The sequence below is a fragment of the Paractinoplanes tereljensis genome (assembly GCF_016862435.1).
Classification (GTDB): domain Bacteria; phylum Actinomycetota; class Actinomycetes; order Mycobacteriales; family Micromonosporaceae; genus Actinoplanes; species Actinoplanes tereljensis.
On the sequence record NZ_BOMY01000018.1, the window covers coordinates 1 to 12,803 of the forward strand.

13 protein-coding genes are annotated in these 12,803 nt (G+C 71.1%); 5 read left to right on the top strand and 8 right to left on the bottom strand.

Features of this window, described 5'->3' with window-relative positions:
- Positions 1-41: 41 nt before the first annotated feature.
- Positions 42-491, bottom strand: coding sequence for a hypothetical protein (locus tag Ate02nite_RS12635; protein ID WP_239147348.1), 450 nt, complete (start codon positions 489-491; stop codon positions 42-44).
- Between the two features lie 250 nt (positions 492-741).
- Here Ate02nite_RS12635 and Ate02nite_RS12640 point away from each other — a divergent pair, with 250 nt between their 5' ends.
- Positions 742-3,381, top strand: a complete 2,640-nt coding sequence (locus Ate02nite_RS12640; RefSeq protein ID WP_203804473.1) for an AAA domain-containing protein — start codon at positions 742-744, stop codon at positions 3,379-3,381.
- Here Ate02nite_RS12640 and Ate02nite_RS12645 read toward each other — a convergent pair.
- From Ate02nite_RS12645 to Ate02nite_RS12655, 3 genes are all read right to left on the bottom strand, one after another.
- On the bottom strand, positions 3,365-4,792 hold the full coding sequence (locus Ate02nite_RS12645; protein ID WP_203804476.1) for an MFS transporter: 1,428 nt from the start codon (positions 4,790-4,792) through the stop codon (positions 3,365-3,367). The genes Ate02nite_RS12640 and Ate02nite_RS12645 overlap by 17 nt on opposite strands.
- A 153-nt stretch (positions 4,793-4,945) precedes the next feature.
- Positions 4,946-5,392 (bottom strand): MarR family winged helix-turn-helix transcriptional regulator, encoded by a 447-nt coding sequence (locus tag Ate02nite_RS12650; RefSeq protein WP_203805066.1) that lies wholly within the window; start codon positions 5,390-5,392, stop codon positions 4,946-4,948.
- An 88-nt stretch (positions 5,393-5,480) separates the two neighbouring features.
- Positions 5,481-6,905 (bottom strand): NCS2 family permease, encoded by a 1,425-nt coding sequence (locus tag Ate02nite_RS12655; RefSeq protein ID WP_203804479.1) that lies wholly within the window; start codon positions 6,903-6,905, stop codon positions 5,481-5,483.
- Between the two features lie 157 nt (positions 6,906-7,062).
- On the opposite strand from Ate02nite_RS12655, the gene Ate02nite_RS12660 reads away from it, so the two are divergent.
- Entirely contained in the window at positions 7,063-7,266 is a 204-nt protein-coding gene (locus Ate02nite_RS12660) for a DUF2530 domain-containing protein (RefSeq protein WP_203805069.1), read from the top strand.
- On the opposite strand, the gene Ate02nite_RS12665 is transcribed toward Ate02nite_RS12660, so the two are convergent.
- On the bottom strand, positions 7,267-8,139 hold the full coding sequence (locus Ate02nite_RS12665) for a DUF3027 domain-containing protein (protein ID WP_307873276.1): 873 nt from the start codon (positions 8,137-8,139) through the stop codon (positions 7,267-7,269).
- Between the two features lie 53 nt (positions 8,140-8,192).
- Here Ate02nite_RS12665 and Ate02nite_RS12670 point away from each other — a divergent pair, with 53 nt between their 5' ends.
- The 3 genes from Ate02nite_RS12670 to Ate02nite_RS12680 all read left to right on the top strand — a co-directional run bounded on the left by Ate02nite_RS12670 (position 8,193) and on the right by Ate02nite_RS12680 (position 11,472).
- Entirely contained in the window at positions 8,193-9,956 is a 1,764-nt protein-coding gene (locus Ate02nite_RS12670; RefSeq protein ID WP_203804485.1) for an MFS transporter, read from the top strand.
- A complete protein-coding gene (locus tag Ate02nite_RS12675) occupies positions 9,956-10,588 on the top strand; it encodes a futalosine hydrolase (RefSeq protein ID WP_203804488.1) in 633 nt (210 codons plus the stop codon). The genes Ate02nite_RS12670 and Ate02nite_RS12675 overlap by 1 nt, the downstream gene beginning before the upstream one ends.
- A 71-nt stretch (positions 10,589-10,659) precedes the next feature.
- Complete coding sequence (locus Ate02nite_RS12680) at positions 10,660-11,472, top strand: 1,4-dihydroxy-6-naphtoate synthase (RefSeq protein ID WP_203804502.1); 813 nt, start codon at positions 10,660-10,662, stop codon at positions 11,470-11,472.
- Here the strand turns inward: Ate02nite_RS12680 and Ate02nite_RS12685 are convergent.
- The 3 genes from Ate02nite_RS12685 to Ate02nite_RS12695 all read right to left on the bottom strand — a co-directional run bounded on the left by Ate02nite_RS12685 (position 11,469) and on the right by Ate02nite_RS12695 (position 12,735).
- Positions 11,469-11,858, bottom strand: a complete 390-nt coding sequence (locus Ate02nite_RS12685) for a cold-shock protein (RefSeq protein ID WP_203804505.1) — start codon at positions 11,856-11,858, stop codon at positions 11,469-11,471. The two genes, Ate02nite_RS12680 and Ate02nite_RS12685, sit on opposite strands and share 4 nt — an antisense overlap.
- Positions 11,859-11,920: 62 nt before the next feature.
- A complete protein-coding gene (locus Ate02nite_RS12690; protein WP_203804508.1) occupies positions 11,921-12,535 on the bottom strand; it encodes an HAD family hydrolase in 615 nt (204 codons plus the stop codon).
- A complete protein-coding gene (locus Ate02nite_RS12695) occupies positions 12,532-12,735 on the bottom strand; it encodes a hypothetical protein (RefSeq protein WP_203804521.1) in 204 nt (67 codons plus the stop codon). Before Ate02nite_RS12695 ends, Ate02nite_RS12690 begins: the two co-directional genes overlap by 4 nt.
- Between the last annotated feature and the right edge of the window lie 68 nt (positions 12,736-12,803).

A 12,803-nucleotide genomic window follows, 5' to 3' on the forward strand; every position in this document is an offset into this window, starting at 1 on the left:
TCGGCGCGGGCGGGGCGCGCTGGCGCGTGGGGGTGGGTGGGTCAGCGTAGGGCTAGGCCGGCGGCCTGTAGTTCGTGTTCTACTCGTAAGCGCTCCAGGTCGCGGTCCATGCCCTCCAGCGGGCGCAGGTGCTCCGGCAGGCCCAGGCAGCGGCAGGCCAGGCACAACCGCTCGTCGTAGGCACTCTGGACCGCGGCCAGCCACTTCTCCGACTGCTGGGTTGGGCCGGTGCGTCGCTGGTGGTCCAGGCGGCGAAGGTCGTATGCGATCTGCTCGATCGACGGGCTGTCGTGGACGGCCAGTGGCGGCACCGGGGCATCGGCCCGCAGCACGCGGTCCAGCCGTCGCAGCGCTCGGATCTCCCGGCGGCCGGTGCGCGTCCGGAGGCGGGTTACCCTCTCGTCGGCGCAAACCACGGCCGCGACAACGCACGGTAAACAGAGCAGCGTCATCAGCGCTGCGGTCAGCACAACAATGTGCGCGATGGCCACGCAGAAGAACGTAAGCCGCCGAGCACAAGTGCCGGAATACCCGTTCGGCCGACTCGGTCTGCCAACCCGTGCCGAGGCAAGGGCCTGTCCCGCCTGCCACGGAGGAGCGAGGCAAGGTCCAGGTGGTGGCTGGCGTCGGCCGCAGAACGACCACATACAACCGGTATGCGGCCGCCGTCAGGCGCCACCTGGGCCACGCCGCAGCCCTGCGTGACCGGCGGGACAGGCCCTGGCGGTACCGTCGGTCGCCATGCGGCCCAACACGGTTCTCGGCGTCCTTGCGGAGCTGGCGCCTGCGGGCGGGGACCGCGTTCTTGACGTCACTCGGGGCGGCCAGCCGCTCGTCTGGCTGGCGGACGCCGAGCGGGCGCCCAAGCGGGCCGAGATCGACCGGCTGGCGGCCCTGGACGCGCTGCACCGCGACGAGCGGTTACTGCGCCGGGGCTGGGGTTTCCTGGCCGGCGCGACCACCGACGACGACGAGAAGAACCGCAAGGTCCGGGTGCCGCTGCTCAGTCAGCCGGTTCGGCTGGAGCGCACGCTGACCGGCTATCGGGTGGTTCCGGCCGGCGACCTGGAGATCACCCCGCTGGTCACCGACCGGGACCTCGCGGCCGCGCTGGAGGTGGCGCCGGGGCTGGCCGCGCCGGGCTGGCTGACCGCGATCGGCAGCCGGGCCTGGCTGTCCGCGGCCGCCGACGCGACCGGCATCCCGGTCTTCGCGGTCGCCGACGATCACCGCCGGCTGCCGAAGAACCGGGTCGTGCTGGTGCCCAGCGCCGGCCTCTTCGTCGTGCGGGACGTCTTCGGCGGCGGCCTCGCCGACAGTCTGCGCAGCTGGGCGGCCCGGGACCTGAGTGGAACGGCGCTGGCCGCGATCTACGGCGAGGAGCGCGTGGAGCAGCCCGACGACTCCCCGGTGCTGTCCCCGCTGCCACTGACCGAGGCGCAGGCCGAGGTGGTCACCCGGGCCCGCACCGCTCCGGTCACGGTGGTCTCCGGCCCGCCGGGCAACGGCAAGAGCCACACCGTGGTGGCCGCAGCGCTGGAGGTGGTGCATCGGGGCGGTTCGGTGCTGGTGGCCACGCAGTCTCCGCACGCGGCGGAGGTCCTTGCCGCGCTGCTGGCCCGCTATCCCGGCCCGACACCGGTGCTGTTCGGCGACGCCGGCCGCCGGGAGAGCCTGGCGGCCGAGCTCACCGCGGGTGCCGCCGAGGGGGTCGCGGAGAAGCAGCTGCGAGCGGACGCGGCGGTGATCCGGCAGCGGCTCGATGAGGTCCGGGCCGCGCGGGCCGTCGTCGCCGAGGCGCTGCAGCGGGAGATCGACGCCGCCACCCTGGATCGCTGGCAACCACAACTGGCCGCGCTGGCCGCCGACGTGCCGGGCGCGTTCGACGGCGACCTCGACCGTCGAGGCGTGGCGGGGTGGTGGGCTCGGCGACGGCTCCGCCGCGTACCCAAGCAGCGCGTGACCGATGCTCTCGCCGCGGCCACCGCGCAGCGTGCCGCCGCCCACCTCGCCGCGACCGGCGGCACCGACCTCAGCTCGCACTGGCCGGGCCTGCACGCCGCCGAGGCGGCCCTGGCCGGCGCGGTCGGCGAGGCCATGCGCCGGGCCGCCCGCAGCGCGCGCCGCTGGGACCGCGACGCCCGCCGGGGTGCCGCGTCCCTGGCCGCCGCCCTGCGCGCCGGCCGCAACCGCCGCCGTGAGCTTCTCGCCCAGCTCGACGCGGCGCCGCTGGTCCGCGCCCTGCCGCTGTGGATCGGCACGGTCGCCGACGTGGAAGATCTGCTGCCGTCGGCGCCGGGCATGTTCGACCTGGTGGTGATCGACGAAGCGTCGCACGTGGACCAGGTGCGTGCGGCGCCGGTGCTGGCCCGGGCCCGCCGGGCGCTGGTGGTGGGCGATCCGCGGCAGCTGCGGTTCGTGTCGTTCGTGAGTGACGTGGACGTGGCCGAGGTGCTGTCCCGGCACGGCGCCGACGAGCGGCTGGACGTGCGCCGGGTGAGCACCTACGACCTGGCCGCCGGGGCCGCCCCGGCGACCTGGCTGGCCGAGCATCACCGCAGCACCCCGCACCTGATCGGGTTCTCGGCGCGGCGCTTCTACGCCGGCCGGATCGCGGTGATGACCCGCACCCCGGCCGCCGAGGCCACCGACGCGATCGACGTGGTGCACTCGCCCGGGCCGGCCCTGGCCGACGAGGTGGCGACCGTGCTGAAGGTGGTCGAGGAACTGGCCACCGAGGGGCGGCGCGGGATCGGGGTGATCACGCCGTTCCGGCCACAGGCCGAGGCCCTGGAGGCGGCGCTGGTGGCCGCCTATCCGGTGGAGCGGATCGAGGAGCTGGGGCTGCGGGTCGGTACGGTGCACGCGTTCCAGGGCAGCGAGGCGGACGTGGTCGTGGTGTCGCTCGGGCTGCTGCCGGGCGATTCGGCCGGGCGGCGGCGATTCGTGGCCGATCCGCACCTGTTCAACGTGATGATCACCAGGGCGCGGCAGCGGCTCGTGGTGGTGAGTTCGCTGACCGAGGCCGACGGGCTGCTCGGCGACTATCTGGCCTATGCCGGGTCGCCGCTGCCGCCGAAGCCCGACCCCGAGGCCAGCGGCTGGGCGGCCGAGCTGGCCGCCGAGCTGAAGAACCTCGACATTTCGGTTAAGTCGGCTTATGGCGTTGGGCCGTGGACAGTCGATCTCTGCGTCGGAGAGATCGGCGTCTTCTGCGGGCCGCATCCCGACGGTACGGACGCGCACCTGGCCCGCCAGCAGGCCCTGCATCGGTCCGGCTGGCGGTTGCTGGACGCCTTCCCGAGCCGCTGGAACGGCGACCCGCGCCGCGCCGCCCTCGAACTGGCGGCGGCGCAGCAGACGGTCAGCGTGCCGAGCTGAGTTCGGCCTTTTCGAGACCGGTCGCGGGCTGGGCGGTTCCGGCCGGCTTGCCGGTTGTCCCCGACACCGGCACCGGCGCACCGGCGCCGACCGGCGGCTCTCCGATCACCGCGACGACCGGAACGTCGTCGCCCGGGATCTCTCCCGCCGGGGTCTCCTCGCGTTCGTTGCGCACCAGCCGGATCCGGCGCCCGCTCAGCACGAGCCGATCGCCACTCACCCGCAGCTGCCAGATCAGCGCCACCACCCCGGCCACGAAACAGATCAGCCCCGCACCCCAGATGCTGGCCGGCACCCCGAAGTGCTCGCCCCACCAACCGGTCACCGATGCCCCGATCGGTGTGGTGCCCAGGAAGACCAGCACGTAGAGCGACATCACCCGCCCCCGGTACTCCCCGTCGACGCCCATCTGGACCCGGTGGTTGGCCGCCTGGGCCAGATAGATCGAGAAGAACCCGGTCGGCAACAGGATCAGCATGGCGACCACGAAGCTCGGTGCGAAGCCGACCGCGAACTCCAGCGCCCCGAACGCGATAGTCGCGCCGACCACCAGGTAGACGCTGGGCCGGGCCCGGCGGGCGCTGCCGGCCAGGGCACCGCCGAGCGCGCCGACCGCGAGAGTCGTGGTGAGCAGTCCGAAAGACGACGGCCCGGCGTGGAAATTGATCTTCGCGAGGGCGGCCAGGGTGACCGGGAAGTTGAACCCGATCATGCCGACCACGGCCATCAGGCAGATCGGCAGCAGCAGGTCGGGCCGCTTGCGGACGTAGGTGAGACCGTCCAGCACCCGGGCGCCCTTCTTGGCCGCCGGTGCGTTGCGATAGAGCTCGGCCGGATGCATCCACAGGTAGCTGAAGACCGGCGCGATGGACAGCACGGTGGCGATCAGGAAGACCGGACCGGTGTTGAACAGCGCGAGCGCGACACCGGCCAGGGCCGGGCCGCCGATCCGGGCGCAGTTGAAGGTGGCGGCCGAGAGCGCGAGCGCGTTCGGCAGCAGCGGCAACTCGACCAGCTCGGAGACGAAGGCCTGGCGGACCGGGGTCTCCACGGCGTTCGCGATGCCGAGCAGCCCGGCGAAGAGGAACACGTGCCAGAGGACCACCGAACCGGAGGCGACCAGGATGGCGAAGACGATCGCGGTGACCGCGAACACCGCGTTCGCGCCGATCAGCAGCTTCCGCTTGTCGTACCGGTCGGCGAGACGGCCGCTGTACAGGGTGAGTAGCAGCACCGGCAGGAACTGCAGTGCCGTTACCGTGCCGAGCGCGCCCGGCGAGTTGCCGGAGAGGTCCAGCACCAACCAGTCCTGGGCGGTGAACATCATCCACACGCCGACGAGCTTCACCAGCTGGCCCGTCGCGAAGATGCGGTAGTTACGAACCCTCAGGGACCGGAACACTGCCTGCACTAGGCTGCGCCTCCTTCTCGGCCGTGCGCGTCATCGTCGAGGGTTATTCGCGACCTACCTCGAGTTGCAGGTAGCTGTCGGTGGGCAACTTGCTGTCCACCGTCGCGAATAACCCTCGCAACGTGATGAAGCGCGGCGACCGAGAAGGGCCGGTCAGGCTCGGGCGACCTGCTGCATGATCTGCGCAGCTCGGGCGAGCACGTTCCGTTCCTCGTCGTTCAGGCCGGCCAACTGCTCGGCCAGCCACTCGTTGCGCACCTTCTCGAACTGGGCGTACATCGCGCGCCCCTGCTCGGTGGGTGCCAAAATCACCTGCCGCCCGTCGGTCGGGTGCGGGGTGCGGACCACGAGCCCGCGCTCCTCCAGCTTTCCGACGATCTTGGTCATCGTCGGTGGCTGGACCCGTTCGACGTCGGCGAGCTCGCGCGGGGTCAGCGCGCCGGCCAGCTGAAGGCTGGTAAGGGCGGAGAGCTGGCTGAACGTGAGATCACCGACCGCGCGGGTCTGCCGGACCCGGCGGTTGAGCCGCAGGATGGCGTCACGCAGCGTTCTGGCCAGCTCGTCCGCTGTCCCATGCTCCGTAGCCACCGGCCACTCCATCACGATTCTTAGCTTAGCTAATAAGCTTGGCTAACGACCTATGACTGCCGTCACCGAGAGATTCGGTGACGGCAGTCTAGATATCACCTCAGCTGATCCAGGACTCCAGGGGACCCCGGACGAAGTACAGAACGAAGAGCACGGCCACGCCGTACAAAATCGGGTGAATTTCTCGCGCTTTGCCGGTCGAGGCCTTGAGGACGACGTACGCGATGATCCCGGCCCCGATGCCGTTGGAGATCGAGTACGTGAACGGCATCAGCGTGATCGCCAGGAACGCCGGCACCGCGATGGTGTAGTCGGTCCAGTCGATCTGCTTCACCGCGGTCATCATCAGGAAGCCGACCACGACCAGCGCGGTCGACGCCGCCTCGAACGGAACCACCTGCACCAGCGGCGCCAGGAACATGGCCAGCAGGAACAGCACGCCGGTGACCAGGTTGGCGACGCCGGTCCGGGCACCCTCGCCGACGCCGGCCGCACTCTCGATATAAGAGGTGTTGCTGGACACGCTGGCCGCCCCACCGGCCGCCGCGGCCACCGAGTCGACAAGCAGGATCTCCCGGGTGCGCGGCGGCATCCCGGACTCGTCGAGCAGGCCGCCCTCCTGTCCGACCGCCACCATCGTGCCCATGGTGTCGAAGAAGTCGGTGATCAACAGCGTGAAGACGAACATCACGCAGACCAGCCAGCCGGCCTTCGACCAGGAGTCGAGCACGTTGAAGTGGCCGATCAGGGAGAGATCCGGGCGGCTGACCACCTTGTCCGGCCAGGTCGGCACGTTGAGCGACCAGCCCTTCGGGTGCGCGATCGCCTCCACCACGATGGCCAGCACCGTGCTGGCCAGGATGCCGATCAGGATCGCGCCCTTGACCTTGCGCGCGAACAGCACCAGCGTGAACAGCAGGCCGACCACGAACACCACGGCCGGCCAGGTCGACAGCTTGCCGCCGAGACCCAGCTCGACCGGCACGGTGGTGTTGGCGGCGTCCGGCACCCGGTGCACGAAACCGGCGTCGACCAGGCCGATGATCATCAAGAACAGGCCGATACCGACGCCGATGGCGGTCTTCAGCTGGGTGGGAACGGCCTTGAAGACGAGCGTACGCAAACCGGTGAGCACCAGGATCGCGATCAGCACGCCCTCGATGACGACCAGGCCCATCGCGTCGGCCCAGGTCATCTCGGGCGCGATCTCGTACGCCACCAGGGCGTTCACGCCGAGGCCGGCGGCCAGTGCGAGCGGGAAGCGGGCGACCACCCCCATCAGGATGGTCATCACCCCGGCGACCAGCGCGGTGCCGGCGGCCAGCGCGGCGATCGGGAGCTTGCCGCCCGCGGCGTCGACGCCCGCGCCGAGGATCAGCGGGTTAAGCACGACGATGTAGGCCATCGTGAAGAAGGTGGCGAATCCGCCGCGAATCTCCTGACCCAGGGAAGATCCGCGCTCAGTTATCTGGAAATATCGGTCGAAAGAGTTACGTGCGCCCGCTTCGGTGGTAGCGGTGGTCATGCAGGCCCTCCTAAGAGAAGTGACCCGCGCATGCTTTCAAGCCGCAGTGACCTGCGCAAAGCCGTGTTATCCACCGCATACCCACGGATGATCGTTTCGCACGTACCCTGTGCGTGTGACGCAGCCGAAGCCGAGAGTCGAGCCCCTCGACCCGCCGATGGTCCCCTTCGCGGTGGCCGGCCTGGTCGGGTTCGCGGTCGCCGCGCTCGTCGTCTGGCTGGCCGACGGCCCGGACTCCTGGCTGCAGACGTGCGTCGCCGGCTTCCTGGTGGGGATCCCGGGCCTGATCACGATGCTGATCCATGACCGCAACCGCAAGCGGCGCCGGGCGATCACCCACGCGGAGTTCCGCGAGCTCTAGCTAGCTGTGGCCGTAGTCCTCGGCCGGCTCTTCGTTCTCCACCGAGCCGTGGCCGCGGGACACCGCGACCGCCTCGACCTCGCTGTCGTCGTAGATCGTCGGCAGTTCCTCGACCGGCGGCTCGGCCGTGCCCATCAGCGCCTCGGAGTGCGCCCCGCAGCCGTGGTCGGCGCTCACCGCGCGAGCGTCGTCGGGCGCGAAAAGGTTTCCGCAGACGCCGAACATGGTGCGCAGCGAACCCGCCAGCGGCAGGTAGAAGCCGCAGGTGCCACAGCGGGCGTTGCGCGGCGCGGCGGTCGAGATCGGGGCCTCGGGGCCGGCGTCACCGTCGTACCACCGCTGGGCGGTCTCGATGCGGCCCTCGCGGGACATCACCCGGGACCGGCCGAGGCCCAGCTCCCAGCTGACCTCCTCGACCGCGGCGTCATCACTCAGCACATAGCCCTGAGCGAGCCGGTCGTCGTCGGGCGCGGTCGACATGAGATCGCCGACACCGAGGTCGCCCGGCTGGAGTCGTTCGTTCCACGGCACCCAGCCCGGGGCGAGCAGCGCGTCGGGGCCGGGCAGCAGCACCGTCTCGCAGATCGTGACGTGCCGGCTGCGGGGCACCCGGGTCACCGTGACGGCCCAGCGCCAGCCGCGGTAACCGGCCAGGTGGCTCTCGAAGAAATGGGTCACGACCCGGTCGCCCTCGGCGATAGCTTCGAGGTGGTCGCCGATGTCGGCCGGGTCTACCTCGGTGATCGCACCACGAGCGATCCCCACAGCATCGGCACAAACCTGGTCGAGGCGGGCGGCGCGCGCGGCGGTCCTGGTCGTCACGTATTCATTGTCCCCTACCGAGACTGATGTGCCGCACCGACTCCCCCGAATTCGGCGGGCACGGGAGGCGACGCGGCTGGCTCGGATGGGTCAGGATGGTTTCCATGCCGCTGCTTCCCACACTCGGACGCACCGTCGGCAGTGGGATCAAGGCCGCCCGCATGCTGGCGCGCGGTTCCGTGCGCGGCGGAGCCTGGGCGACCCGCCGGGTCGGCACGGCGCGCGCCAAGGGCGCGGCCAACGAGATCGGCATGATCCGACTTTTCGACCTGCACGCGATCTCCTGCGCCGGCGACACGCTCATCGCGATCGGCCTGGCCGGCACGATCTTCTTCAACGTGCCGCTGGGCGAGGCGCGCAGCAAGGTCGCCCTCTACCTGCTCATCACGATGGTGCCGTTCGCGCTGCTGGCGCCGGTGGTCGGCCCGCTGCTCGACCACTTCCGGCACGGCCGGCGTTACGCACTCGCGGTCACCATGCTGGGCCGGGCCTTCCTGGCCTATGTGATCTCCGATCACCTTTTCGGCTGGGGCCTCTATCCGGCCGCTTTCGGGGTGCTGGCCCTTTCCCGGGCGTACGGCGTGGCCCGCTCCGCCGCCGTTCCCCGTCTGCTACCCCAGGGCGTCGGGTTGTCCCAGGTCGGCGCCCGGGCCAGCGTCTACGGCACGTTCGCGGGTGCGGTGGTCGCCCCGGTCGGCCTGCTCGCCTTCAAGTTCGGGCCGCAGTGGCCGCTGCGCGTCGCGACCATCATCTTCGTGGTCGGCATGGTGATCTCGCTGCGCCTGCCGCCGCGCGCCGACTCCGACCCGCCCGAGGAGGTCCCGCGCCCGTGGCGGGCCGCGCTCGGCCTCAGCCGCGGCGGCGACCGGCCGCTCTCCGGCAAGCTGGTGATCGCCGCCCTGCTCGGCAGCGCCAGCCTGCGCCTGCTCTACGGCTTCCTGCTGCTCTTCCTGGCCTTCGTCATCATGGCCAACCAACTGGACACCGAGGTGCTGGGCCGGGACATCGGCCGGCAGGGCGCGGTCGGCCTGATCGGTGGCGCCCTGGCCGTCGGCACGTTCCTGTCCACCGCGGCCGGCACCCGGCTGCGCATCCGCCGCCCGCTCGCGCTGCAGTCGGCCGGGCTCACTATCACCGCGGGCGTGGCCGTGCTGTCCGCGATCTTCTACAGCCTGCCGATGCTCGCGCTGCTGTCCCTGATCACCGCCATCTTCAGCGGCATCTCCAAGCTGTCGATCGACGCCAGCATCCAGGAGCGCATCCCCGAACGCCTGCGCGCGAGCGCGTTCGCCCACTCCGAGACGGTCCTGATGATCGCCTGGGTGGCGGGTGGTGCGATCGGCATCATCCCGCTGTCCGGCCGCCTCGGCATCGCCCTGGCCGCCCTGCTGGCGGTGGCGATGGCGGTCCGCGCCGGCTGGGCCGCGGCCCGCCTGCACAACGAGCGCCTGAGCGGCCGAGCCGACGGCGAGACCGCCACGGACGAGGCTCCGGCCGACACCGCGCCTGCCCCGGACGAGCCCACCGACCCCTGGCCGAACGCCCCGACCGTCCCGGTCCGCAACAAGCCCAATCCCCCGGCACCGCGCGCCCCGACCGCGACCCAGACGCCGGCCACGCTTCCCGACATCGCCCAGGCGCCGGACGACGGCAAGCGCAAGTGGGGCTTCGGAAAGCGCAAGCCGGTCGCCCCGCCGACGTCGACAAAGCCGCCACCGCCGACGCCGGCTCCCGAGATCAAGGAGCCGGACCCGGCGCTCGCGCCACCCGGGTTCCACGTCTACCGGCCCTCGTCGGCCGGGCAGTCCACAAATGGGCAGTCCACGAACGGGAGCGGCGAGCGCTCCGCGGAGGATGACGACCGCTGATGCCGTACCCCCTGCTTGTGGTCACCGCGGTGACGGCCGAGGCCGAGGCCGTCCGCGCCGGGGCCGACCCCGGCCATGTCCTGGTCGAGCCGGTCGGCGTGGGGCCGGCGGCGGCCGCCGCCGGGACCGCCCGGCTGCTCGCCACCGGCCGCTACCGCGCGGTGATCAGCGCCGGCATCGCCGGCGGCTTCCCCGGCCGCGCACCGGTCGGCGCGACCGTCCTCGGCACCCGCAGCGTCGCCGCCGACCTGGGCGCGGAGTCCCCCGACGGCTTCCTCCCGATCGAGGAGTTGGGCTTCGGCAGCAGCCTGCTCGTCGCCGATCCGCTGCTGCTCAAGGGCCTGACCGCGGCCCTGCCCGAAGCCATCACCGGCGACGTTCTGACCCTCGCCACGGTCACCGGCGCCGCCACCACCGCCAACACTCTCGCCACCCGCTTCCCGCAGGCGGTGGCCGAGGCGATGGAGGGCTTCGGGGTGGCGACCGCGGCGTCCGGCGCGAACATCCCGTTCCTCGAGCTGCGCACGATCTCCAACCCGATCGGGCCCCGGGACCGGGCGGCCTGGCGGCTCAAGGAGGCGTTCGCCGCGTTGTCCACAGCTTCCGGCGCCCTGTGGACAGCCTGTGGATAACCTCACCATGTGGGATGGAAGACAGGTGGCGTGCCGCGCCGGGCGGCCGTTGCGGGTCTAGCGTGGCATTCGTGGCGCTTTCCATCGCGGTTTCACCGTGCCCTAACGACACGTTCGTCTTCCACGCTCTGGTGCACGGGCTCATCCCCGGCACCCCCGAGATCAATCTGACCTTCGCCGACGTCGACGTGACCAACACGGCGGCCGAGCGCGGCGAGTTCGATCTGGTCAAGGTGAGCTACGCGGCGCTGCCCTGGCTGCTCGACGACTACGACCTGCTGCCCACCGGCGGCGCTCTCGGCCGCGGCTGCGGCCCGCTGGTGCTGGCCCGCACGGCCGATCAAGACCTGACCGGCGCCACGGTGGCCGTCCCCGGCGACCGCACCACGGCTTACCTGCTGTTCCGCCTCTGGGCCGCCGACCAGAAACCGGCCAAGATCGAGGTGGTTCCGTTCCACCAGATCATGCCGGGTGTCGCGGCCGGCACCTACGACGCCGGCCTGGTCATCCACGAGGCCCGCTTCACCTACCAGCGCTACGACCTTGTTGCCCTGGCCGACCTGGGCGAGTGGTGGGAGGCCGACACCGGCCTGCCGATCCCGCTTGGCGCGATCCTGGCCAGGAAGGGCGCGGTCGACCCGGCTCAGGCGACCGAGTGGATCCGCAACTCGGTGAGCATGGCCTGGGCCAACCCCGACGCGAGCCGCGAGTTCATCCTGGCGAACGCCCAGGAGATGGAGCCGGACGTGCTGAAGCAGCACATCGAGCTGTACGTGAACGAGTTCACCCTGGAACTGGGCCGAGACGGACTCGCCGCCGCCGACGCCCTGCTTCAGCGTTCGGCGGCGGCGGGTCTGACGCCGTCGGTAAAGCCGTTCCTCTAGGAGACCTCAAACTCCCGCGCCACCGCATGCACGACCTGCGCAATGGTCTGCGCGGTCTTCTTGTCGGGGTAGCGACCACGCGAGAGCCCCGGCTGCACCTGCACCTCGAGCACCTTGATCATGTCTTCGATCATGCTGTGCAGCTGGTCGGCCGGGCGCCTGCGCAGCTCCGCCAGGGTTGGCGGTGCGTCGATGAGCTTCACGCCCATCGCCTGCGCACCCTTGCGGCTGTCCACCACGCCGAACTCGACTCGCTGGCCCGCCTTCAACTCAGCGGTGCCGGCCGGGAGCGCTCCCTTGGGCAGGAACACGTCACCGCCCTCATCGCTGGTGACGAACCCGAATCCCTTCGCCGCGTCGTACCACTTCACTCGACCCGTGGGCACCGCTGACCTCAACTTCACTCAATGGAAACAACCGCTCACGGCAAGGCTACTGAAAGCGTGGGCTACGGCCCAACTGCAATCTCGCGTAGCAGCTCGGGAAACGGGTTGAGGTCGGGCAATACGTACGAAGCTCCCGCGTCGCGCAGTTCGTCCTCGGAACACGGGCCGGTGGTCACGCCGATGCCGGGCACTCCGGCGGTGCGGGCCGCGATCATGTCGGCGGTGTGATCTCCCACATACCAGCGCACGCCGTGCTCGGTCAGCGCGGCCGCCTTGCCCTCGGCGAACAGGTCGCCGGCCAGTTCGTCGGCGGCCATCCCGAGGTGGTCCAGGTGCAGCCGGGCCAGCGTGCCCAGCTTCGAGGTCACCACGACCACCCGCAGGCCGAGCGCGCGCACGGCGGCGAGGGCCTCGACCGCGCCCGGCGTGGGCACGCTCGGTGTGATCGCGTAGTCCGGGTAGAGCGCCCGGTAGGTGGTCACCGCTTCCTCGACGTCCTCGGTCGGGAACCATTCGCGCAGCTCGGTGCGCAGCGGCGGACCGAGCCGGGTGACCGCCAGATCGGCGTCGACGAAGACACCGGTCCTGGCGGTCAGGGCCTGGTAGGCGGCGTGAATCCCGGGCCGGGAGTCGATCAGGGTCATATCCAGATCGAAGCCGACCGCGGGTGCGGTCACGCGGGGGTCGACGGGATGTAGGTCAGGCGCTCCACCGGCAGCGGAAAGGTCTGGTCATCGCCGAACGGAGACGGGGCGGCGGCCCGGTCGGAGACCAGCTCGGCGACGTTCAGGTGGCCCTTCATCGAGACCGACTGGGTCTGCCGCGCGCCGGCGCCCCCACTGACCTCGGTGCCCGGCAACTTGTTCTGAGCGGCCACGGATCTCCCCTTCAGGTATTCGGTGAACCGGGCGCCTCGCCCGGACACCTCAATATCGTCCCACGGCG